The organism is Quadrisphaera sp. KR29, assembly GCF_052644995.1.
This window is the reverse complement of record NZ_JBQXXG010000010.1, coordinates 72,009-92,579: the sequence shown is the minus strand read 5'-3', so window position 1 is coordinate 92,579 and position 20,571 is coordinate 72,009. Positions and strand designations below refer to the sequence as shown.

Annotated in this window: 26 protein-coding genes and 2 tRNA genes; 20 read left to right on the top strand and 8 right to left on the bottom strand. The window is 77.5% G+C overall.

The features are described 5' to 3' along the window. The first annotated feature begins 48 nt into the window (after nt 1–48). From ACUN9U_RS10955 to fabF, 4 genes are all read left to right on the top strand, one after another. Nucleotides 49–1,035 carry an ACP S-malonyltransferase gene (locus ACUN9U_RS10955; protein ID WP_445484999.1) on the top strand — a complete coding sequence of 329 codons (987 nt, stop codon included), beginning with the start codon at nt 49–51 and terminating at the stop codon, nt 1,033–1,035. Continuing rightward, the gene (locus ACUN9U_RS10950; protein ID WP_445484998.1) at nt 1,032–2,054 is read left to right on the top strand and encodes a beta-ketoacyl-ACP synthase III; all 1,023 of its coding nucleotides are present in this window, start codon (nt 1,032–1,034) and stop codon (nt 2,052–2,054) included. Before ACUN9U_RS10955 ends, ACUN9U_RS10950 begins: the two co-directional genes overlap by 4 nt. 96 nt (nt 2,055–2,150) lie before the next feature. Continuing rightward, nucleotides 2,151–2,399, top strand: coding sequence for an acyl carrier protein (locus tag ACUN9U_RS10945; protein ID WP_109776135.1), 249 nt, complete (start codon nt 2,151–2,153; stop codon nt 2,397–2,399). 112 nt (nt 2,400–2,511) lie between these two features. Continuing rightward, the gene (fabF, locus tag ACUN9U_RS10940; protein ID WP_445484997.1) at nt 2,512–3,762 is read left to right on the top strand and encodes a beta-ketoacyl-ACP synthase II; all 1,251 of its coding nucleotides are present in this window, start codon (nt 2,512–2,514) and stop codon (nt 3,760–3,762) included. Nucleotides 3,763–3,867: 105 nt separating this feature from the next. Here the strand turns inward: fabF and ACUN9U_RS10935 are convergent, their stop codons facing one another. Further along, entirely contained in the window at nt 3,868–4,371 is a 504-nt protein-coding gene (locus ACUN9U_RS10935; RefSeq protein ID WP_139712483.1) for a DUF3145 domain-containing protein, read from the bottom strand. A 255-nt stretch (nt 4,372–4,626) separates the two neighbouring features. Between ACUN9U_RS10935 and ACUN9U_RS10930 the strand changes: the two genes are divergently transcribed. Together ACUN9U_RS10930 and ACUN9U_RS10925 are read left to right on the top strand one after the other, a co-directional pair. Further along, the gene (locus ACUN9U_RS10930; RefSeq protein WP_445484996.1) at nt 4,627–5,034 is read left to right on the top strand and encodes a hypothetical protein; all 408 of its coding nucleotides are present in this window, start codon (nt 4,627–4,629) and stop codon (nt 5,032–5,034) included. Nucleotides 5,035–5,070: 36 nt separating this feature from the next. Next, on the top strand, nt 5,071–5,823 hold the full coding sequence (locus ACUN9U_RS10925) for a hypothetical protein (protein WP_445484995.1): 753 nt from the start codon (nt 5,071–5,073) through the stop codon (nt 5,821–5,823). A gap of 92 nt (nt 5,824–5,915) precedes the next feature. Here the strand turns inward: ACUN9U_RS10925 and ACUN9U_RS10920 are convergent, their stop codons facing one another. Further along, nucleotides 5,916–6,446, bottom strand: a complete 531-nt coding sequence (locus ACUN9U_RS10920) for a hypothetical protein (RefSeq protein WP_445484994.1) — start codon at nt 6,444–6,446, stop codon at nt 5,916–5,918. 56 nt (nt 6,447–6,502) lie between these two features. Between ACUN9U_RS10920 and ACUN9U_RS10915 the strand changes: the two genes are divergently transcribed. From ACUN9U_RS10915 to ACUN9U_RS10895, 5 genes are all read left to right on the top strand, one after another. Continuing rightward, nucleotides 6,503–6,652 (top strand): hypothetical protein, encoded by a 150-nt coding sequence (locus tag ACUN9U_RS10915; RefSeq protein WP_445484993.1) that lies wholly within the window; start codon nt 6,503–6,505, stop codon nt 6,650–6,652. Between the two features lie 53 nt (nt 6,653–6,705). Continuing rightward, the gene (arfB, locus tag ACUN9U_RS10910) at nt 6,706–7,143 is read left to right on the top strand and encodes an alternative ribosome rescue aminoacyl-tRNA hydrolase ArfB (protein WP_445484992.1); all 438 of its coding nucleotides are present in this window, start codon (nt 6,706–6,708) and stop codon (nt 7,141–7,143) included. A 72-nt stretch (nt 7,144–7,215) separates the two neighbouring features. Further along, nucleotides 7,216–7,288 (top strand) — tRNA-Asn (locus ACUN9U_RS10905). A 264-nt stretch (nt 7,289–7,552) separates the two neighbouring features. Continuing rightward, the gene (locus ACUN9U_RS10900) at nt 7,553–8,884 is read left to right on the top strand and encodes an ATPase (protein WP_445484991.1); all 1,332 of its coding nucleotides are present in this window, start codon (nt 7,553–7,555) and stop codon (nt 8,882–8,884) included. A 40-nt stretch (nt 8,885–8,924) separates the two neighbouring features. Next, a tRNA-Ile gene (locus ACUN9U_RS10895) sits at nt 8,925–8,998 on the top strand. A gap of 22 nt (nt 8,999–9,020) precedes the next feature. On the opposite strand, the gene ACUN9U_RS10890 is transcribed toward ACUN9U_RS10895, so the two are convergent. The 3 genes from ACUN9U_RS10890 to ACUN9U_RS10880 form a co-directional block, all read right to left on the bottom strand. Beyond that, complete coding sequence (locus ACUN9U_RS10890) at nt 9,021–9,890, bottom strand: fructosamine kinase family protein (protein ID WP_445484990.1); 870 nt, start codon at nt 9,888–9,890, stop codon at nt 9,021–9,023. 130 nt (nt 9,891–10,020) lie between these two features. Further along, on the bottom strand, nt 10,021–10,923 hold the full coding sequence (locus tag ACUN9U_RS10885; RefSeq protein ID WP_445484989.1) for a trypsin-like serine protease: 903 nt from the start codon (nt 10,921–10,923) through the stop codon (nt 10,021–10,023). Between the two features lie 167 nt (nt 10,924–11,090). Next, a complete protein-coding gene (locus ACUN9U_RS10880; RefSeq protein ID WP_445484988.1) occupies nt 11,091–11,609 on the bottom strand; it encodes a GNAT family N-acetyltransferase in 519 nt (172 codons plus the stop codon). A 55-nt stretch (nt 11,610–11,664) separates the two neighbouring features. On the opposite strand from ACUN9U_RS10880, the gene ACUN9U_RS10875 reads away from it, so the two are divergent. From ACUN9U_RS10875 to ACUN9U_RS10865, 3 genes are read left to right on the top strand one after another with little or no spacing between them, the layout of a single operon-like run. Beyond that, the gene (locus ACUN9U_RS10875) at nt 11,665–12,582 is read left to right on the top strand and encodes a bifunctional methylenetetrahydrofolate dehydrogenase/methenyltetrahydrofolate cyclohydrolase (RefSeq protein WP_445484987.1); all 918 of its coding nucleotides are present in this window, start codon (nt 11,665–11,667) and stop codon (nt 12,580–12,582) included. After that, nucleotides 12,579–13,037, top strand: coding sequence for a GNAT family N-acetyltransferase (locus tag ACUN9U_RS10870; RefSeq protein WP_445484986.1), 459 nt, complete (start codon nt 12,579–12,581; stop codon nt 13,035–13,037). Before ACUN9U_RS10875 ends, ACUN9U_RS10870 begins: the two co-directional genes overlap by 4 nt. Further along, nucleotides 13,034–13,771 (top strand): HpcH/HpaI aldolase family protein, encoded by a 738-nt coding sequence (locus ACUN9U_RS10865; RefSeq protein ID WP_445484985.1) that lies wholly within the window; start codon nt 13,034–13,036, stop codon nt 13,769–13,771. The genes ACUN9U_RS10870 and ACUN9U_RS10865 overlap by 4 nt, the downstream gene beginning before the upstream one ends. Before the next feature lie 16 nt (nt 13,772–13,787). Here ACUN9U_RS10865 and ACUN9U_RS10860 read toward each other — a convergent pair whose 3' ends face one another. Continuing rightward, entirely contained in the window at nt 13,788–14,957 is a 1,170-nt protein-coding gene (locus ACUN9U_RS10860; RefSeq protein WP_445484984.1) for an SPL family radical SAM protein, read from the bottom strand. Between the two features lie 114 nt (nt 14,958–15,071). On the opposite strand from ACUN9U_RS10860, the gene ACUN9U_RS10855 reads away from it, so the two are divergent. From ACUN9U_RS10855 to ACUN9U_RS10835, 5 genes are all read left to right on the top strand, one after another. Then, a complete protein-coding gene (locus ACUN9U_RS10855; protein WP_445484983.1) occupies nt 15,072–15,803 on the top strand; it encodes a GAF and ANTAR domain-containing protein in 732 nt (243 codons plus the stop codon). A gap of 142 nt (nt 15,804–15,945) precedes the next feature. After that, complete coding sequence (locus tag ACUN9U_RS10850) at nt 15,946–16,140, top strand: hypothetical protein (protein WP_445484982.1); 195 nt, start codon at nt 15,946–15,948, stop codon at nt 16,138–16,140. Between the two features lie 37 nt (nt 16,141–16,177). Further along, the gene (locus ACUN9U_RS10845) at nt 16,178–16,711 is read left to right on the top strand and encodes a hypothetical protein (RefSeq protein ID WP_445484981.1); all 534 of its coding nucleotides are present in this window, start codon (nt 16,178–16,180) and stop codon (nt 16,709–16,711) included. 103 nt (nt 16,712–16,814) lie between these two features. Further along, complete coding sequence (locus ACUN9U_RS10840) at nt 16,815–17,198, top strand: ATP-binding protein (protein ID WP_445484980.1); 384 nt, start codon at nt 16,815–16,817, stop codon at nt 17,196–17,198. 108 nt (nt 17,199–17,306) lie between these two features. Next, complete coding sequence (locus tag ACUN9U_RS10835) at nt 17,307–17,651, top strand: hypothetical protein (RefSeq protein WP_445484979.1); 345 nt, start codon at nt 17,307–17,309, stop codon at nt 17,649–17,651. 78 nt (nt 17,652–17,729) lie between these two features. On the opposite strand, the gene ACUN9U_RS10830 is transcribed toward ACUN9U_RS10835, so the two are convergent. Next, nucleotides 17,730–18,677, bottom strand: coding sequence for a GAF and ANTAR domain-containing protein (locus ACUN9U_RS10830; RefSeq protein WP_445484978.1), 948 nt, complete (start codon nt 18,675–18,677; stop codon nt 17,730–17,732). A 265-nt stretch (nt 18,678–18,942) separates the two neighbouring features. Between ACUN9U_RS10830 and ACUN9U_RS10825 the strand changes: the two genes are divergently transcribed. After that, on the top strand, nt 18,943–19,617 hold the full coding sequence (locus ACUN9U_RS10825; protein WP_445484977.1) for a class I SAM-dependent methyltransferase: 675 nt from the start codon (nt 18,943–18,945) through the stop codon (nt 19,615–19,617). A 50-nt stretch (nt 19,618–19,667) separates the two neighbouring features. Here the strand turns inward: ACUN9U_RS10825 and ACUN9U_RS10820 are convergent, their stop codons facing one another. Further along, nucleotides 19,668–20,450, bottom strand: a complete 783-nt coding sequence (locus ACUN9U_RS10820; protein WP_445484976.1) for a restriction endonuclease — start codon at nt 20,448–20,450, stop codon at nt 19,668–19,670. Nucleotides 20,451–20,571 lie beyond the last annotated feature (121 nt).

The window sequence follows — 20,571 nt, the reverse complement described above, 5'->3', positions numbered from 1 at the left end:
TCACCCCCCGCACCCGTGCCGCGCGCCGCCACCGGGCAGGCTGTGTCGGTGCTCGCTCTCGTCTGCCCCGGCCAGGGCTCGCAGGCCCCCGGCATGCTCGCGCCCTGGCTGGAGGTCCCCGGCGTCGCGGACCACCTGCGCTGGGCCAGCGCCGTGGTCGGCCCCGTCGCCGGGGGCGACCTGCTCGCGCACGGCACCACCTCCGACGCCGGCACCATCCGCGACACGGCGGTGGCCCAGCCGCTGATCGTGGCCGCAGGCCTGGCCGCCGCCGCCGCGCTGTGGCCCGGCGGCGTCACCGGTGACGTGGTGCTGGCCGGCCACTCCGTCGGGGAGCTCACCGCGGCCGCGCTGGCCGGGGCCCTCACCCCCGAGGCCGCCCTCGTGCTCGTGCGCGAGCGGGGCCGGGCGATGGCCGCCGCCGCCACCACCACGAGCACCGGCATGAGCGCCGTGGTGGGCGGCAGGCCCGAGGAGGTCGCCGCGGCGCTCGGGGCGGCGGGGCTGACCGCCGCCAACCACAACGCCGCGGGCCAGGTCGTGGCCGCGGGCACCGCCGAGCAGCTCGCGGCCCTGGCCGCGGCACCGCCGCCGCGGGCCCGCGTCATCCCGCTGCAGGTGGCCGGCGCGTTCCACACCGAGCACATGGCCCCGGCGCGCGAGCAGCTCGCGGCGCTGGCCCCCGGCGTCCCGACGACGGACCCGGTGCTGCCGCTGCTGAGCAACGCCGACGGTGCCGCGGTGGCCGACGGCCGCGAGGTGCTGGCGCGGATCGTCACCCAGGTGGCCAACCCCGTCCGCTGGGACCTGTGCAGCGACGCCCTGGCCGCGCGCGGGGTCACCGCGCTGCTCGAGCTGAGCCCTGCGGGTACCCTCACCGGGCTGGCCAAGAGGGCCCTGCCCGGTGTGGAGCTGCTGGCCCTCAAGGGCCCCGACGACCTCGAGGCGGCGCGCGAGCTCCTGGCCCGCCACGCCACCCCGCAGCAGGCCCCGCAGACCCCGCAACCCACGCAGCCCCGGAGCGACCCCGCATGAGCAGCACGTCCTCGCTGGTCTCCTCGACCGGTCCCGGCCACGCGCGGATCCTCTCCGTCGGCGCCTTCCGCCCGCAGCGCGTGGTGACCAACGAGGAGATCTGCACCTACATCGAGTCCACCGACGAGTGGATCCGCCAGCGCACCGGCATCGAGGAGCGCCGCTGGGCCGACGCGGAGACCTCCGTGGTCGACATGGCCCAGGCCGCCTCGGTCGAGGCGGTCGAGAAGGCCGGCCTGGCGCCCAGCGACATCGACGCCGTCGTCGTGGCCACCGTCAGCCACCCCTACCAGACGCCCGCGGCCGCGGCGATCCTCGCGCACCGCCTGGGCGCGACGCCCGCCGCCGCCTGGGACGTCTCCGCCGGGTGCGCGGGCTTCTGCCACGCGCTGGCCCAGGCCAGCGACCTCGTGCGCGGCGGCACCGCCCGCCACGTGCTCGTGGTGGGCGCGGAGAAGCTCACCGACTTCACCGACCTCACCGACAGGTCCACGGCCTTCCTGTTCGCCGACGGCGCCGGCGCCGTCGTCGTCGGCCCCTCCGACGTCCCCGGCATCGGCCCCACGGTGTGGGGCAGCGACGGGGGGCAGTGGGAGACCATCAAGAACAAGCGCTCCTGGATCGAGCTGCGCGCCGCGCAGGAGGCCGGCGAGGAGGTCGTCTGGCCCGCCCTGGAGCAGGAGGGCCGCCAGGTCTTCCGCTGGGCGGTGTGGCAGATGGCCCCGGTGGCGCAGAAGGCCATCGACGCCGCGGGGATCGCGGTGGAGGAGCTGTCGGCCTTCGTGCCCCACCAGGCCAACATGCGCATCATCGACGCGATGGTGAAGCAGCTCGGCCTGCCCGAGAGCGTCCCGGTGGCCCGCGACATCGCCCAGATGGGCAACACCTCGGCCGCCTCCGTGCCGCTGGCGATGCACCGCATGCTCGCCGAGGGCCAGGCGCCCTCGGGAGGCCTGGCGCTGCTCATCGGCTACGGCGCGGGCCTGTCCTACGCCTCGCAGGTCGTCGTCCTGCCCTGACGGCGGCGCCCGGCACCCGGGCCGCACCGGACCACCAGTACCACCCCCGACCCACCCAGCCCCGGCACCGCCGGGCCGACGAAGGAGAGAGCACCCATGGCGCAGAGCGAGCAGGAGATCCTGGCCGGCGTGGCCGAGCTGGTCAACGAGGAGACCGGCCTGCCCGTCGAGAGCGTGGAGATGGACAAGTCCTTCACCGACGACCTCGACATCGACTCCCTGTCGATGACCTCGATCGTCGTGCAGGCCGAGGACAAGTTCTCCGTCACCATCCCCGACGAGGACACCAAGAACCTCAAGACCGTGCGCGACGTCGTCACCTACATCCAGCAGGCCCAGGGCTGACACCGGCCCCCTCCGGGCGGCCCGCCAGCGCGGGCCGTCCGGGCTCACCATCCGCCCCACCGATCGCCACACCGATCGCCACACCGCCACCAGCAGCACCTCGGAGGTCCCCGTGAGCTCGAGCCCGTCCCGCACGCGCGTGGTCGTCACCGGCCTGGGCGCCGTCACCCCCCTCGGTGACACCGTGCAGGCGACCTGGGACGCGCTGCTCGCCGGCACGCCGGGCGCCCACACCATCGACGAGCCGTGGGTGGAGGAGTTCGGCCTGCCGGTGACCTTCGCCGCCCGCACGAACACGCCCTCGCCCGACGTGCTGCCCAAGCACGAGGCCAAGCGCCTGGACCCCTCGGGCCAGTACGCCGTGGCCGCGGCGCGGCAGGCCTGGGCCGACGCCGGCGCGCCGCAGGTCGACCCGCTGCGCCTGGCGGCCGTGGTCGCCACCGGCATCGGCGGGGTCCACACGCTGCTGGACGCCTACGACACGCTGCGCACCCGCGGCCCGCGCCGCGTGCTGCCGATGACCGTGCCGATGCTCATGCCCAACGGCGCCGCCGGCGCCGTGAGCCTGGCGCTGGGGGCCGCCGCCGGGGCCCACGCGCCCGTCTCGGCGTGCGCCTCCGGCGGCGAGGCCGTCGCGTACGGCCTCACCATGATCCGCACCGGCCGCGCCGACGTCGCCGTCGTCGGGGGCACCGAGGCCGCCATCCACCCGATGCCGATGGCCTCCTTCGCCGCGATGCAGGCCCTGTCCACGCGCAACGACTCCCCCGAGACCGCCTCGCGCCCGTACGACACCACCCGCGACGGCTTCGTCATGGGCGACGGCGCCGGGATCATGGTGCTGGAGTCCGAGGAGTCGGCCCGCGCCCGGGGCGCCCGCATCTACGCCGAGGTCCTCGGCGCCGGCACGTCCTCCGACGCCTACCACATCGCGGCTCCCGAGCCCGAGGGCGCGGGCGCCTCGCGCGCCGTCCAGGAGGCGCTGCGCACCTCCGGCGTCAGCCCGCGCGACGTGGTCCACATCAACGCGCACGCCACCTCCACCCCGGCCGGTGACCTGGCCGAGGTCAAGGCGCTGCGCGTGGCGCTGGGGTCCGACCTCGACCACGTGGCCGTCTCGGCCACCAAGTCGATGACGGGGCACATGCTCGGCGCCGCGGGCGCCGTGGAGTCGATCTTCGCCATCCTCGCGCTGCACCACCGCCTGGCCCCGCCGACCATCAACGTCGAGGACGTCGACCCCGGCGCCGACGTGGACCTCGTGCTCAAGACCCCGCGCGAGCTGCCCGAGGGCGTCGCGCTGAACAACGCCTTCGGCTTCGGCGGCCACAACGTGGCGGTGGTCTTCGGCCCCGCCAGCTGAGCGGACGACGACGGCGAGAGCCCCCTCACCGACCGTGAGGGGGCTCTCGGCGTCGCACGGTCCCCGGAGGGCTCGCGGGGAGCCCGCCGGCGGGCTCCGGGGGCCTCAGCCCACCCGGTGCAGCCACCGGACGGGGTTGCCGTCACCGGCGTAGCGGAACGGCTCCAGCTCGTCGTCCCAGGCGCGCCCCACCGCGAGGTCGATGCCCTCGCGCAGCAGCTCCAGGTCGTCCCCGGCGCGCTCCACGGCGGCGCGCAGCCGGTCCTCGGGGACGACGACGTTGCCGTGGGCGTCCGTCACGGCGTGGAAGATGCCGAGCTCCGGGGTGTGGCTCCAGCGGCCGCCGTCGACGCCCTCGCTGGGCTCCTCGGTGACCTCGAAGCGCAGGTGCGCCCACCCCCGCAGGGCGGAGGTCAGGCGCGCCCCGGTGCCCGGCGCCCCGTGCCAGGGCACCTCCCCGCGCAGCAGGCCGGGCGCCACCGGCTGGTCGGTCCAGTCGATGGTGACCGACACGCCGACGACGTTGGCCGCCGCCCACTCCACGTGCGGGCAGACCGCACGTGGCACGGAGTGCACGAACAGCACGCCACGGGTGATCCCACCGGACATCTCGACCTCCTCCGACCTCGGCGCGTGGTGCGTCTTCCCCAACGACCTGCGACGGGACGTACAGCGGTGCGGACAGCTCGGGCGGACCGTGCAGCGCCTGCTCGTCGGTCATGATGCACCACGCGGCGTGACGACACCAGGAGGTCCGCGACGAGGCGGGCGGCGTGTCGGCCACCCGGGGGCCACCCTGCGGTCACCGGCCGGCGGGCGCGGCGGCGCGCTCAGGTCCGGCGCCCCGCGTGCCGATGGAGGGTCGTGAGCACCCTCAGCCACCTGCCCGGCTCGGTCACCGAGGTCATCCGGCCCGCTGCCATCGTCCCCGAGGACGCCGCCCGGGCCGTGCTGCTGGAGCTGGCGCGCCGCGACGTGCAGAACGGCGGCGTGTGGGAGTCCGAGCCCAGCACGTGGAGCCGCTGGGACCGCCCCTGGCAGCCCTCCGGCGAGGTCGGGCCGGCGCAGCTGCTCGGCAGCCTGCACGTCGCCTACGGCACCCCCACGAAGTACGAGATCACCATCTACCGCATCACCGTGACCGCGGCGGGCCTCGCCGCCGGCTGGACGGTGGAGTCGCTGTGCGACGAGGCGCTGGGCTACGGGGGCCTGACGCTGGCCGTGTGCCCGCGCGCCAGGCTGGCCGCCCCGCCCCGCCCGTTCCGCCACTGATTCGGCGCGCCGCCGCAGCGGCGTTCTAATGGTCCGGTGGTCGACCACCCGCGCAGACCGGCCTTCCTGGGGCCCGCAGCGATCGACGCCGTCCGCGGCGGCGGTGACCCGGCGCTGCGCGAGGAGGCGGCCCAGACCACGGCGCGCCTCATCGTCGACGGCGCCCGCGGCTCCGACGACGAGCAGGTGGCTGCGCGCCTCGTGGGCCTGGCCGACGAGCACGGGCTGGAGGTGCTCTCCTCCCTGTGGTCCGACGCGCCCGCCGACAGCCTCGCCGGCGCCCTGTGGCGCCTGTTCGCGCTGCGCCAGTGGGTGCACACCGACCCCGTCGGCGCGGCCCGGGAGTTCGAGGAGGGCCGGCGCAGCGCGCCGGTGATGGAGGTGGTCGCCGGCGTCGGCGACCCGCCGGGGCCCGACGAGGTGCGCAGCTCGGTCGACGCCGTGCTGCGCGGGCTGGCGCGCGGGGACGTGCCGACCACCTTCGAGCGCGCCGCCGCCTTCGCCCGCGTCGTGGCGGCCGGACGGGCCGCGCGGGCCGCGCAGGGGCTGCCGCCCGTCAGCGGCAGCGGGTCCGCCGACCGCCCCGGCGGCCCGACGGAGTCCGCGGTGCGCCTCGTGCGCACGGCCGAGCAGCTGGAGTCCGCGGCGCGCCAGGTGCGCCTGGAGCGGTTCGAGAACGCCTCCGGTCCTGGTCAGGACGACGACGGCGACGCCGGCGGGGGCCCGTCGGGCGGCGCGCCGCGCACAGGTCCCCCCCACGGCGCGACCGACGGGCCCGCGCGGGGTTAGCCTGGTGGTGCGTCGGGCCGCGGTAGCCCCGGGCTCCACTTGAAGCCGCTTCGAGCGGCCACGCGCCGAGAGGCGCTCCCGGCCCGACGCACCTACTCCTCCGGGCTCCCGCCCCCGCCGGCGCCGCCGGGATCGCGCGCGCCGAGCTGGTCGAGCAGGCCGCGCAGCCACCCGGGCCCGGCGCAGGCCGCCGCGGCCGGGAGCCGGGCGCGCAGCCCCCGGTCGGCCGTCACCACGAGCACGGTGCTCCCCGCCCCGTGCAGCTCCGCGGCCAGCCGGGCGATCGAGGTGTCGCCGTCCGCCGGTGCGTGGTGCACGTGCACGCCGTCGAGCAGGCCCTCAGCGCCGGCCGCTCGCGCGGTGCCCTCCAGCACGGCGTGCACCCCGGCGACCTCCAGCGGCGCCCCTCCCGGTCCCGCGACCGAGGAGGTGGCGGCCAGGGCGGAGAGCTGGGCGAGCAGCCGCCGGGCCGCTGCCGGGCGGTCGCGCCACCACCCGTCGGGGCGGGACCCCACGACGTTGGCCGCGTCGACGACCACGTCGACCACGGCCTCCACCGGTCCGCCGGTGCCCGGCCCGGCCGCACGGCCGCGGCCGTCGTCGTCCTCGAGCGCCGCGACCACCCCCAGAGCCTGTCCGGCGGTGTGCGCGGGCGGCCCGCAGGGGGTACCACTGCCCCATGAGCGAACCACCGGAGCTCCCTGACGAGGACGCCCCCTGGGCCGACGGACCGGGCCACCTCAGCGGCGAGGGCCTGCCCCTGCCCGAGGAGGTCGCCGCCCTGGAGGACCTCCCCCCGGACGACGAGGTGCCGCCGTCGCCGAGCTGAGCCCCGCCGGACCGCCCCCCGGAGCCGGCGCCGACCGTCCGGAGGGCCCGCTCGTGGTCACCGTCCCCGGGCGATCGGGCCGTGCGGCGGGTCGCCTCGTGCTGCCCGCCGAGGAGCTGCGGTGGCGCTTCTCGCGGTCCTCGGGGCCCGGAGGGCAGGGTGTGAACACGGCGGACTCCCGGGTGGAGCTCTCGTGGGACGTGGCCGGCTCGCGGGCGCTCGACGAGGCGGTGCGCGAGCGCCTGCTGGAGGCGCTGGAGGGGCGCCTCGTGGACGGGGTGCTCGTGGTGGCCGCCTCCCAGCACCGCCAGCAGCGGCGCAACCGGTCCGCCGCTCGCGACAGGCTCGCGGCGCTGGTCGCCTCGGCGGCAGCGGCGCCGCCCCCGGCGCGCCGCGTCACGCGGATCTCGGCCGGGGCCGGGAGGCGCCGGGCGGAGGCCAAGCGGTCGCGCAGCAGCACGAAGGCGCTGCGCCGCCGACCCGACTGGTGAGCCCGGACCTCCCGCGGAGCACGCACGGCGGCTGGTAGTGTCGTCCTCCGACGCAGCCCCTGGCGCGTCCGGTCCCGCATAGCTCAATTGGCAGAGCAGCCGGCTGTTAACCGGCAGGTTCTTGGTTCGAGTCCAAGTGCGGGAGCCCCACGGACGAGCAGAGCACCGGCGCTCTCACCCCCCTCCCTCAGACCCCCGCCTCCCCGGGGCACCTCGTCGCGTCCCCGCCGCGACGTGATGCCCGCGCCACGGTCCGTCGCGAGCGGCACCCACCCGGGCGGGACCGCGGGCCGTGCGGGCGGGACGCCCGGGACGGGCCGCGGCGCCCCTACTCTTCGGGCCGTTCGCGGGGCCGCGAGGTCGCCGACCGCGACCCCACCGCGACCGAGTCGAGAGGTGGGACGGCGACGTGGCGCGCAGGACCGAGGCCGACCAGGTGGTCGTGGTGGAGCGCCCCGACGGCACGTCCGAGGTGACCCTCGCCGGGAGCGTGCGGGTGGTCGAGGCCCGGTCCCGCGAGGAGGCCCGCGAGCTGGTCGGCTCCCTGGTGTCCGAGCGAGCCGCGGCGCTCGGCCGGCCGGTGCGCGTGCTCACCCGCTCCGCGGACGGCGACAGCGCCGTGGTCGTCCTCCCCTCCGGCGCGGTCAGGCCGGGCGGCCCCGAGGGCGCCGACGGCGCCGGGGACCCGGACGCCTTCGACGTCGACGCCGAGCCCGAGGCGGGGACCACCGCGGCCACCGCGGGCGCTGGCGCGGCGGGGCCCGTCCCCGACCCCGCAGGAGCGCGGCCGCGTGCCAAGCGCCCCTGGGGCTACGACTACCCCGGGGGCCGCAGCTCCTTCCTGCGCCGATCCGCGGCGGTCGTGGTCGCTGAGCGCGGCTGGCGGGGCCGCCTGAACCGGGCGGGGCTGCGGCTGGCGCCGGGTGCCGCCGAGCGCGCCGAGCGCGCCGACGCGCGCACCGCGTCGCAGCACTGGGCGGGCCCGCGCACCGTGGTCGTCGTCAACCCCAAGGGCGGGGCGGGCAAGACCCCCACCACGGCGATGCTCGCGGCGGTCCTCGCGCGCCACGGCGGCGGCACCGTGCTGGCGTGGGAGAGCAGCCAGACGCGCGGCACCCTCGGGTGGCGCACCGAGCAGGTCGCGCACGCGGCCACCTCCTCCGACCTGCTGCCCGAGGCGACCACGCTGCTCGGGCGCGGCTCCGGCGTGGCCGACCTCGCGCGCTTCGTCCACCACCAGCACGCCGACCGCTACGACGTGCTGCGCTCCCAGCCGCTGGCGCTGCACAGCGAGCAGCGCATGGACCTCGACGACGTCGACCTGCTGCACGAGGTGGCCACCACGTACTACCGGCTCGTCCTGGTCGACTCGGGCAACGACCAGTCGGAGCCGACCTGGCTGAGGATGCTCGAGCGGGCCCACCAGGTGGTGGTGCCCACCACCACCCGCGACGACCACGCGGAGGCCGGTGCGCTGCTGCTCGAGGCGCTCGCCGCGCGGGACGAGCGGTCCGCGCGCCTGGCCGCCTCCGCTGTCGTGCTCGTCACCCGGGCGGACCCCAGGGCGTCGGCCAAGGACGTGCGCCGCGTGGTGCAGGGCCTGCGCCCGCTGGCCCGGGAGGTGCTGACCGTGCCGTTCGACCCGCAGCTCGTGGACGGGCAGCTCAGGTACGACGCGCTGCGCCCCGCCACGCGCCGCGCCTGGCTGGCGGCGGCCGCCGCGGTGGGCCGCGGCCTCTGACGCTGCGGGCCCGCGCCGTCTGGCACGATCTGGCGTGCGCGCCGCGGTAGCTCAGCCGGTCAGAGCAGGGGACTCATAATCCCTGGGTCGTGGGTTCGAGCCCCACCCGCGGCACCGGTCCCGCTGGAGCCAGCGGTCACGTGCTGCGGGTCGACCGGCGGAACGGCGCGAGGGTGGCCCGGGCGGTGTCAGCGGCGCCCCAGTCGGGCTCGAACTGGGCGATGACCGCCAGGTGCTGGCGCAGCTGCAGCACCGGCATCCGCTCGCGCCACCCGTCGTCCAGCCCCGTCAGCTCGGCGTAGAGGCCGAAGCACGCGCCGGCCTCCGGCGGCGGGGCGGTGGTCCACAGGTGCGCGAGGTCGACCTCCGCCCAGGTGTAGGAGACGGCCGGGTCGATGAGGGCCGGGCGACCGCCAGCGGTGGCCATGACGTTCTGCGCCCACAGGTCGCCGTGGGTCAGGCACGCGGGGGCGTCGGGCAGGATCTCGGGCAGCCTGCTGCACAGGTGCTCCAGCGCCGCCCGGTCGGCCGGGCCCAGGGCGGCGTGGACGCGGGGCTCCTCCAGCCAGCGCAGCAGCCGGTGCTGGGCGAAGAAGGCGAACCCGTCGTCGGTCCAGGTGTTGACCTGCCGCCGGCGCCCGAGCCAGCCGTCCTGGTGCCAGCCGAAGCGCGGGTGGACCGTCGAGGTGTGCAGCCGCGCCAGCGCGTGCGCGAGCTGCGCCCAGAAGGCCTCGGTGGCAGGGCGGGGTGCGAGCGCGGCGAGCACCAGGAGGTGCTCGTCGGCCAGCAGCACCTCGGGGGTGGCCACGCCGCCGAGCTCGGCCAGGGCCTCGAGCCCGGCGGCCTCGAGGACGAAGGCGTCGGGGGCCGGTGGGTCGAGGAAGGACTTGGCGAAGACCGAGGTCCCGTCGGCCCGCCACGCCGTGCCCGCGAGGGCGGCGAGCCCGCCGGTCGCGGCCTCGACGCGGACCACGTCGGTCATCCCGGCCTGCTGGAGCCGGCTCATCAGGTGCTCCGCCGCGTCGACCACGAGCCCCCCGCCCCTCCGTCGCCGTGCCGGCCCCGGCCCTCGGCCCGCCGGGTGGCCGCCAGTGTCGCAGCGCCCGGCCCCCGGGGAGCCGGGCGCTGCGGCACGTTCAGGCCCTGACGCCGAAGCGGGCCAGCCACTGCTGGACCACGGGGATGTCCACGCGCTGGTTGCCGCCGAGGTAGCGGCAGTTCTCCGTGTAGCCGTAGCTCGTCACGGTGACGACCACGCCCTGGTAGTAGCCGGGCCCACCGGAGTCACCGGAGCAGGTCCCGCCACCACCGCGGGGGTCGTTGGGGTTGCCGTTCACCTGCAGGACCTGCGGCGTCAGCTTCTGGCCCGGGGAGGTGGTGGTGCGGCGCAGCAGCGGGTAGCCCATCGGCTGCGGCTTCTGCGGGCCGGAGACGGGCTTGCGCACCTCGGTGCCGTAGCCGACGAAGGTGAAGGCGGTCTTGGTCAGCACGGGCTGGGCGAGGGCGTCCAGGGTCCCGACCGGGGCGATCCGCTGGGGCGCGATGCCCTCCACCGGTGTGTCGAGGACGACGACGCCGACGTCGTTCCAGGAGTCGAGGTCGGTGAAGTCGGAGTAGTCCGGGTGCGTGCTCGGGGTGCCGTAGAGCCACCCCTCCTCCTTCTCGGTGCCGGTGAAGCCGCCCTGGGGGTCCGTGACCTCTGGGAACGGCGCAGGGGCTGACTCGGCGACCGTGGAGCGGAAGGTGACCGCCACCTCGCCCACCACCCCGTCGGTGCAGTGCGCGGCGGTGAGGAGCACCCTCGGGGCGACCAGCGTCGCGGTGCACCGGTAGCGGCCACCGGTGCCGTCGTAGAAGACGATGAGCGCGACGGCGGGGTGCCGCTCGCCGTCGGCCTCACCGCCGGTGATGGCGCTGGCCGGCTGCTGGGAGCTGACGGCGACCAGCCCGGTGACGAGCAGCAGCAGGGCGAGCAGCGACGCGGCGAGCCGGCCAGGGCCCCGCCTCCGCTGCGAGGTCGGCCACACGGGTCCGGTCACTGCACACCTCCTGGATCGGGCACGCCCGCAGGGGCGTCGTTGCCCGAGGACCTCACCACAGATCCTCACGTCTGTGAAGGCTCCGGGACCGCCGGGTGTCACACCGCGTAGCCGGACGTGCGCACGACGCCACCCCCTCCGGCGCGCGCCGGGGGCCCGCGCGGGCGTCAGCGCTCGGAGCGCAGCAGGCCCATGAGCACGACGTCCTCGTAGGCCCCGCGCACCCACGCGTGCTCGCGCCGGCGCCCCTCCACCACGAAGCCGACCTTCTCGTAGGAGCGCAGCGCGGCGGCGTTGGACGCGATCGCCTGCAGGTGGATGCGCCTCAGGTTGCGGCGGGTGAAGCCGAACTCCACCAGCTGCGCCAGCGCCGCCGTCCCGATCCCCCGCCCGCGGAAGTCCCTGGCCAGGCTGATGCCCGCCTCCGCGTGCCGGGCCAGCGGGTCGAAGCCGAACAGGGTCGCGCTCCCGGCGGCCCGCCCGTCCACGTCGATGACGAAGAACACGTCCTCGCGGTAGCTCGAGGCGGCGGCGCTGGCCTGCGCCTCGTAGCGCTGGCGCGGCACCGGGCCGGGGGCGCTGGGGTCGCGCTCCTCCCAGGTGTCCAGGTCGGCGGCGATGCCGTAGAGGACGTCGAGGTCGTCGGGGGTGCGGGCGCGCAGCGTGACGGTGGGGGCCTCGGGCACCGCTGCACCGTAGGCCACCGGCCGCGTGCGGGGTGCCCGGCTAGGGTCCGGCGGCATGACCGCGACCGAGCTGGACCCGTCGCCGGTGGCGGCCCGCTTCCGCGACCAGGTGCGAGCCGACGTGCAGCGCCTGGCCGAGCAGGGCCGCGCGCTGCGGGTGGTGGGCCTCATCAGCCAGGAGGAGGGCCCCGCCGCCACGTACGCCAGGTACGCGCGGCGCGGCTTCGAGGACGTCGGCATCGGCTTCGAGCTGCGGCGCACCACCCCGGCCGAGGCGGAGGCGGCCGTGGCCGCCGCCAACACCGACAGGGACGTGGACGGGATCTTCCTGTACTACCCGCTGAGCGACCGCGCCGGTGACCGCTGGCTGCGCGAGCTGGTCGACCCGCGCAAGGACGTCGAGGGCATGCACTCCTTCTGGGGCCGCCTGCTCTACGAGAACACGCGCTTCGTGGACCCCGAGCGCACCGTGCGCGCGATCCTGCCGTGCACCCCGCTGGCCGTGCTGAAGCTGCTCGAGGCCGCCGGCGTGCACAGCGACCGCGCGGACGCCCCGCTGGAGGGCGTCACGGCCACCGTCATCAACCGCAGCGAGGTGGTGGGCCGCCCCCTGGCCGCGATGCTCGCCAACGACGGCGCCCGCGTGCACTCCCTGGACCTCACCGGGTCGCTCACCTTCGAGCCGGCCGTCGGGCGGCACGCCCACGACGTGCGCTCCTCCGACATCGACAGGCGGGCCGCCCTGGCGGCCTCCGACGTCGTCATCTCCGCGGTGCCCTCGCGCGACTTCGAGCTGGTGCGCGCCGAGGAGCTGAAGGAGGGGGCCGTCTGCGTGGACGTCGCCGAGATCGCCAACTTCGACGCCTCGGTGCGCGAGCGCGCCCGCGTGGTCGTGCCCCGGGTCGGTCCCCTCACCGTGGCGATGGCAGCGCGCAACCTCGTGCGCCTCGCCTCCGCCCGCCGCCGGCCGTGAGGCTGCGCCCCGCCACCGCCCAGGACGCCCCGCGCGTCGCGGCCCTCCTGCGCACCAGCAAGGAGACCGCCATGCCGTGGCTGGCGGTGGTCCACACCCCCGCCGAGGACCTGGCCTGGGTGGCGTCGGTGCTGCTCGTGCGGCACACCACCACCGTGGCCGAGGACGGCGACGACGTCGTCGGCGTGCTGGCCACGAGCCCGGGCTGGGTCGACCAGCTCTACGTCGACCCCGACCACCAGGGCCGCGGCGTGGGACGGGCGCTGCTGGAGCGGGCCAAGGCCGGCAGCGCCGGTGACCTGCAGCTGTGGACCTTCGCCCGCAACGCCCGGGCGCGAGCCTTCTACGAGGGCGCGGGCTTCACGGCCGAGGAGGAGACCGACGGGACGGGCAACGAGGAGCGCGAGCCCGACGTGCGCTACCGCTGGCGCGCCGGGTCTAGCGTGGCGGGATGACGGGCGAGGGGCCGGGCGGACCGGGCGGGCAGCGGGCGCTGGCGGTGTGGAGCACCCTGGACGACCCGCGGGTCCTGCGCGTCCTGCTGGCCGCCCGGCCGGGCTGGCTGGTGCTCGACGCCCAGCACGGCGCGTGGACCGACCGCAGCCTCACCGACGCCCTGCTCGGGCTGACCACGGACGTGCCGGTGTGGGTCCGCCTCGCCGACGACAGGGCCAGCGGCATCGGCCGCGCCCTGGACGCGGGCGCCGCCGGCGTCGTCGTCCCCCTGGTGGAGAGCGCCGAGCAGGCCGCTGCCGCAGCGGCCGCCTGCCGCTACCCGCCCGCGGGCCGACGCAGCCACGGGCCGATGGACGCGCTGGCGGGGCGCGCGGCCCCCACCGCGGCGCAGGCCGACGCCGCGGTCGGCTGCGCGGTGATGGTCGAGACGGCAGCGGGCCTGGAGCGCGTCGCCGGCATCGCCGCCGTCCCCGGCGTCGACATGGTCTTCGTGGGCCCGAACGACCTCTCGCTCTCGCTCGGCACGTCGCTGGACGCCCTGCTGGCCGACGACGCCGAGGACGCCCCGCTGGCGCGCGTGGTGGCCGCGTGCCGCGCCGCGGGGGTGAGGGCCGGGGCGTTCGGCGGCGACGCCGCCCGCGGGCGGCGGCTGCTGGAGCTGGGCTTCACCGACGTCGTGGTCGCCACCGACACCGGGCTGCTCAGCGGCGCCGCAGCGGCGGCGCTGCGCTGAGCGGCCGGCAGCGCGCTCAGGTGAAGTAGAGCAGCCGCGCCGCGGGCACCCGCGCGGCGAGCTCGCGGTCGAACCAGCCGCGGACGTCGGCCATCGTCTCCTTGACGTAGACGTGCTTGACCGAGCCGTACTTGCCGCGCTTGGTGGCCCGCTGCCCGGGGTCCATCTCCAGCTTCGTGGCCGGGTACCACCCGAGCAGCACCTCGCGGCTCTTCGGGGAGAAGCGGTGCGTGATGACCTCGGCGGTCAGGTCGAGGTCCGGCACCCCGGCGGTCGCGGCGGCGACGTCGTCCAGGAGCTGGCCGTAGGCGTCCTGCCAGCCGGGGGCGGGGATCACCGGGGCGATGGTCAGGCCCACCGGGTAGCCCGCCAGCGCCAGGCGGCGCAGCGCGCCCAAGCGCTCGCGCACCCGCGCGGTGCCGCCCTCGAAGCGCTCCCCGCCGCTGGGGCCGGCGCTGTTGACGCTGAAGCGGACCCGCGTGCGCCCGCCGTGGGGCAGGTCGAGCAGCGGTGCGACGTCGTCGAACTTGGTGGTGAACCGCAGGCCCACCGGCCCGGCCCACTCGTGGGTGCCGACGTGGCTGATGGTGGCGGCCAGCGACCCCGTGAGGTGCTCGATGCCGAGCGGGTCGGTGTAGCAGGACGCCTCGAAGGTGGTGCCCTCCCCGTGGCGGGCGCCGCCGGTGGTCACCGCGCCGCGGCCCACGTGGGCGTCCATCGCCGAGAGCACCTGCGGCAGGTCCGCGTACACCCGCGTCACCGGCGGACCGGCCAGCGAGCCGGCCAGGTAGCAGTACTGGCAGTGCGCCGGGCACCCGGTGGCCAGGTCCAGGCGCCAGTCGGCGCTGGGCGGGATCGGCACCAGCCGGCGGGCCGACGGCGGGGAGGTGACCACCGCCAGGGTCGACTTGGCCAGCGCGTACGTGGCGCGCTCGTCCGCGCCGCGCAGCGCGGGCAGGCGGTCGGCGCGCAGCACCTGCACGTCCTCGACGCCGGCGGCCCTGACGCGCTCGAGGACCTGCTGGCCGTGCGCGGTCTGCGCGGCGGAGGCGGTCACCAGCACGCGCCGGGGCAGCCAGCGCTTGGGCGCCCGCGCGGCGAGCGCGGCCGCGGGCCCACCGGCGGCGGCCGGGGGCTGGGGGGTCAGGTGGGGGGCGAGGGCGGCGGCGGGCTCGGTGGGGGCCATCAGAGGTGTCAACACCGCCCGCGGGACGGGCCTTCCGCGCGGCTGCGACCCCGTCACCCGCCGGTCGGTCGTGATCCACAGGTGGTGGGGGGACTCGGCTGGGAGACTCGCCCGATGCACGGACCGCCCACGGCGACGCTCACGGCCCCCGGGCCTGCGCTCGACGCCTCCCTGGCCGGCCAGCTGGCCGACGTCGTGGGCGGGCTGGAGCGCGAGAGCTCCCACCAGCTCGTCCTGGACCGCACCACCGCCGCGGCGCTGGAGCTGGTGCCGGGGGCCGAGGAGGCGGGGATCTGCCTGCGCCAGGCACGCCTTCGCGTCTCCCCCGCCGCTGGCGCCGGGCAGCTGGTGGCCGGCCTGGACGCGCTGCAGGCCGAGACCGGGGAGGGTCCGTGCTGGGAGGCGGCCCTGCACGGGGTGAGCACGCGCGTGGACGACCTCGCGGCCGAGGAGGCCCGCTGGCCCCGGCTGGCGCCGCGCGCGGCCGCGGAGGGGGTGGCCAGCGTCCTGTGCGTCCAGCTGCGCGTCGGCTCGGGCAGCATCGGGGCGCTGAAGGTGGTGGCGGCGGCGCCAGGCGCCTTCTCCTCCCGGTCGGAGCAGGTCGGGGTGCTCCTGGCCGCCCACACCGCCCGGGCCATCCTCGACGCCCGCACGGCGGAGGACCTGCGCCGGGGGCTGGCGCACCGCGACGTCATCGGCCAGGCCAAGGGCATCCTCATGGAGCGCCACCGCATCACCGCCGACGAGGCGTTCGCGATGCTGGCCCGCTCCAGCCAGCACACCAACCGCAAGCTCCACGACGTCGCCTTCGACCTGGCCGCGACCGGTGAGCTGCCCGGACCGTGACGCCGCGCGCGCCGGCAGCCGCCCGGCGCCTCCGGCGGTGGCCTCGGGCCGGGGGTGCTCGGCTCGCCGGGCCGGCCGACCGGTGCCAGCATGATCTTCGGGGCGGTGCACGCCGCCCCTCCCACCGATCCCGGGAGACCCCGTGCCCGCTCTCCTCGCCGCCGGCCTGCGCCGCTGGCTGCTGCTGTCCGTCGCCGTGCCCGTCGGCGCCGCCGTCGCCCGCAGGGTCGCGCGCGGCATCGAGGCGCGCCGCGGCCCGACGTCCGTGACCAGGGGTCTGACCAGGGCCGCGGACGCCGCCCAGCGCCGGGGGCGCCGGGGCCGCAGCGGCCGCTGAGGCGGCTCGGCGCTGCGGCGTCCTCTACGGTGGGCCCGTGCTCGACGGTCCGCCGACCCACCCACCCGGAGAGGACGGCGCCCCGCAGGGCGCCCGGCCCACCGGCGGTGACCCGGCGGTCGACGAGGACGAGCTCGCCGAGGAGCAGTCCGCGGCGCTGCGCCGGGCCGAGGACCTGAGGCAGCGCTCCAGGGACGTCCGAGACCCCGCTGAGCGCTTGCGCCTGGCGGCCCAGCGGGACGCCCTGGCGGACCGCCTGGACGACATCGCGGAGGCCTTCGACGCCGCCGCGGACCGCCGCGACAGGGACGCCGAGGCGCGGGACACCCGGGCGCTCGTCCGCGACCGCGCAGCGGCCGACCGCGCCCGCGAGGCCGGCGTGCCCGACTCGGGGGCGCTCGACCGGCACCACGCCGCCGTCGCCCGGGACTGGGCCGCCAGCGACCGCCTCGAGGCGCGCACCGACCGCCGCCGGGCGGCGCAGGCGCGGCGCACCGCGGCCGACGAGCGTCGCGCCTCCACCACGCAGCGTGAGCACCGCGCCACCGAGGATGACCCCGGAGGTCGCTGACCGGCGAGGACGTCGTCCCCGGCGCTGTGCGGGCGGTCCGCACCACCACGGGCGGTCACCGCTTCGACGGGTGCCGTGTGCGCAGCACCCCTACCCTCGGAGGGTGGAGCCCGGGTCGACAGTCCTCGACGCGATGCCCAGCTCCATCGCCGCTGCGCGCGCCGTGGTGCGCGAGCGCTGCCGCGCCGCCGGCGCCACGGACCTCTCCTGCGACCTGGCGGTGCTGCTGACCAGCGAGGTGGTCACCAACGCCGTGCTGCACGCCGCGAGCAGGGCGCGCCTGAGCGTGGTCGCGACCAGCGAGGCGGTGCACGTCGAGGTCGGTGACGACAGCACCGAGATGCCGCGGGTGCTCCGCCTGCGGCGCGGCTCCCCGCACGGGCGGGGGATGGCGCTGCTGGAGGACCTCGCCGGCGCGTGGGGGGTCCGCGAGGAGCCGGGCGGCAAGGTGGTCTGGTTCACCGTCTCCAGCGACCGGCAGCCCTGACCGGACGCGGTCCGCGCTGCGGCCTCAAGGTGGGGCGCCGGCGTCCCGACGTGGTGGGTACCCCCGAGGAGCCGGGGGTGATGCACCGCGCCGGAAGGACCCACCCCCATGACGACCATCAAGGCCTCCTGCCCCACGTGCGGCGACGTCGAGCTGACCCCGCCGCAGGTGCGCCTGGTCGTCTGCACGGTCGCGGAGTGGAGCTTCTACGCGTTCGGCTGCCCGCGCTGCGTCGAGGAGGTGCGCAAGCACGCCACCGACGACGTCGTCCGCCTGCTCACCACCGGCGGGGTCCCCGCCGAGCGCTGGTCGGTGCCCGCCGAGGCGCTGGAGGAGCACACCGGCCCGAGCATCGGCTGGGACGACGTGCTGGACTTCACCCTGGCGCTGGAGACCGCCGACGTGGTGGCCGCAGCGACCACCGCCGCCCTGCGCCCCCGCCGCGTGGGCTGAGCCCCCGCCGCGAGCGCGGCTCCACCGCCCTCAGCCCCGGCCGGGGCTGCTGAGGGGCGGTCCAGGTGGTCCGCGGGGTCAGGCGTGGGGGCGGCCCGCAGCCCGCTGCCGCGCCCGGGCCAGGGCGGCGCGCAGCGGTTCGTCCAGCGTGGTGTCGCTGGGCGCCGCGGCCACGAGCAGGCCGATGTCGCGCACCTTGACGTTGCGGTCCTGGCTCATGACGACCATCGCGCCGAAGGCCTCCTCGGCGGTGCAGCCCAGCCGGCTGGCCACCGCGCCCTTGGCCTGCTCGATGGCGGCGCGGGACTGCATCGCCAGGGTGAGGTTCTCCACCTCCGAGGCCAGGTGGGCCGTGCGCCGAGCGGCCCCGAGCACCGCCGAGACCACCTCCGCGTAGGCGGCCACCCTGTCGGGGTCCAGGCCCGGCGCCGAGCCGTAGGCGTTCAGGACCCCCACGACGTCGTCTCCGCTGCGCAGCGGCACGGAGGCGGCCGAGCGCACCTGCCCGCCCGCGGTGCGCCGCGCCAGGCGCGACCAGCGCGGGTCGGAGCTGAGGTCCTCGCTCCAGATCGGCTCCCCGGTGCTGTGCGCCAGCAGGGCCGGGCCCTCGTCGGCGGCCCACTGCGCGCCGTCGACGGCCTGCGCCTGCGCGGAGTCGGCGGCGCTGTCCGTGGGCTGGGAGGGGTGCCCCGTGCTGGCGCTGGCCGAGGTGACCCCCGGCACCGCCGCTGACGCCGCGGCAGCGGCGGCGGCGAGCACCGCGTGGCCGTCCGCGCCGCCGGCCGCCAGCTGGACCAGGTGCGCGAGGGAGCGCAGCGCGGCCGCGCCGGCCGGCTCCGCCGTGCCGCGTCCGTCTGCCGGCGCCGCCTCGGCGGCCTCCGGGGACGGGCGGACCGCACCGCGGGGGCGCTGCGGCACGACGTGCTCGCGGTCGGTGGCGGCCAGCTCGGAGGCGAGCTGCACCGGGCAGGCGCCAGCGGGCTGCGCCGAGGACGCCGACGGGGTGGATGAGGACTGCGCGGACACCAGGGGTCACCCTCCGACTGACCGGAGACACCTGGTTTCGATGCCTCACCATTGTGCCAGGCGGCTCCCGGGCCTGGGACGGGTGTTCGCCCCGGGGGCCCTCGGGGACCACCGGGGCGAAGGCCGTCGGTCGCCGCGCGCTCACCCGGCGGCCGCCCGGCGAGCGTCGCGGCGCGGTGGGCGGGCAGGATGCGACCGTGCCCACCACCGCAGGTCGCACCGGGTCCGGGGTGCTGCGGGCCGTGCCCGTGGCGGGCGCCGGCCGGTGAGCGCGGGCGAGGCGGCCCGGCTGTGGCGGCGCGCGGCCACGGCCCAGCACGGGGAGGGCTACGCCGAGGCCTACGACGAGAGGTTCCGCGCGCTCGCCGCGCAGGGCGAGGACGTCCACGGGGAGGCGCGGTGCGTGCAGCGGCTGGCACCGCCGCCGAGCCGGGTGCTGGACGCCGGGTGCGGCACCGGCAGGGTCGGCGCGCAGCTGCGGGCGCTGGGCCACGACGTGGTGGGCGTCGACGCCGACGCCGCGATGGTGCAGGTGGCGCGCCGCCAGCACCCCGGTCTGCCCTGGCTGGTGGCCGACCTGGCCGAGCTCACCCCGCAGCAGGCCGGCGGGTCCTTCGACGTGGTGCTGCTGGCGGGCAACGTCGTCCCGTTCCTCGCGGCGTCCCTGCCGGCCGCTGCCCGCCGGTGCGCCGCGCTGCTGCGTCCCGCAGGGCTGCTCGTGGCCGGCTTCGGGCTGGACGCCGACCACCTCCCCGAGGGCTGCCCGGTGGTGCCGCTCGCCGTCGTCCTCGGCGCCTTCGGCGCGGCCGGACTGGTCACCGAGGAGCACTGGTCGACGTGGGACGGCGACCCCGCCGGACCTGGTGGTGGTGCCGGTGGCGACGACGGCTACGCGGTGCTGGTGCTGCGCGCCGCACGAGGCGCCGACGCCGGCGGGTAGGCGGGGACGGGCGCCTCCGCGCCCGTCAGCCGCCGACGGGCGCGAGCGGGTCAGCCCGCGTCCGCGGCGACCGGTGGAGCGGCGGCGTGCTCGGCGAGCCACCGGCCCAGGCGCTCGGGGGCCAGCAGCTCCACCCCGAAGCCGCGCGCCGCCTCCAGCGCCGCGGGGGTGGCGCCGGCGCTCGAGGCGATCACCGCCTCCGCGCCGGGGTAGGAGGCACGGGCACCGACGAGCTCGGCGACCTCGGCCGCGGTCACGCGGACACCGGGCTGGTGGTGGCAGCGGACCAGGAGCGTGGCTCCGCCGCGGCGCGCCACCACGAGCGTCGCCGCGGGGTCGAACGGGTCGAGGCGAGCCTCCAGCCAGCCGTCGGCCCCCAGCGCCCTGACGACCGCCCCCACCAGCTGCCGGGGCGTCTTCCCCTCCGGCACGCCACCGGGGCCGGAGGGGGCACGGCGCCCCTCGACGGCATGGTCAGCGGCCCCGACCCCGGCCCCGTCCTCGGCCCCGTGCGGCCGAGCGGGCGCGACGGGCGCCGCGGACCCGGTGAGCGCCGAGGGGGCAGGCGGCACCGCCGCGCTCCAGCGCCCGGGGGCCTTCGCGCCCGGGCGGCGCAGCCCCAGGGCCACCGCGCCCGCCAGCGCGCACAGCACCGGCGGCCCCCAGTGCCACCAGCCCATCCCCTCCCAGCTGCGCGCCACCTCGTGGCGCCCCAGCACGGCCGCCAGCGCGAGCAGCGCCACCGCGGCCAGCAGCGCCCACCAGACCGCGTCCTGGCGCCGGGACACCGCGGCGTGCGCACGCTCCCGCTGCTGTCCCGTCTGCTCGAGCACCCCCCGATGGTGGCGAGCCCGCCGGCCCGGGGGTGGACGACCACGCCGGGCTGCCCCTCGACCGGCAGACCCGGGACCACCCCTCGGCGCCGACACGGTCGCCACCGCGTCGAGGCCCCGC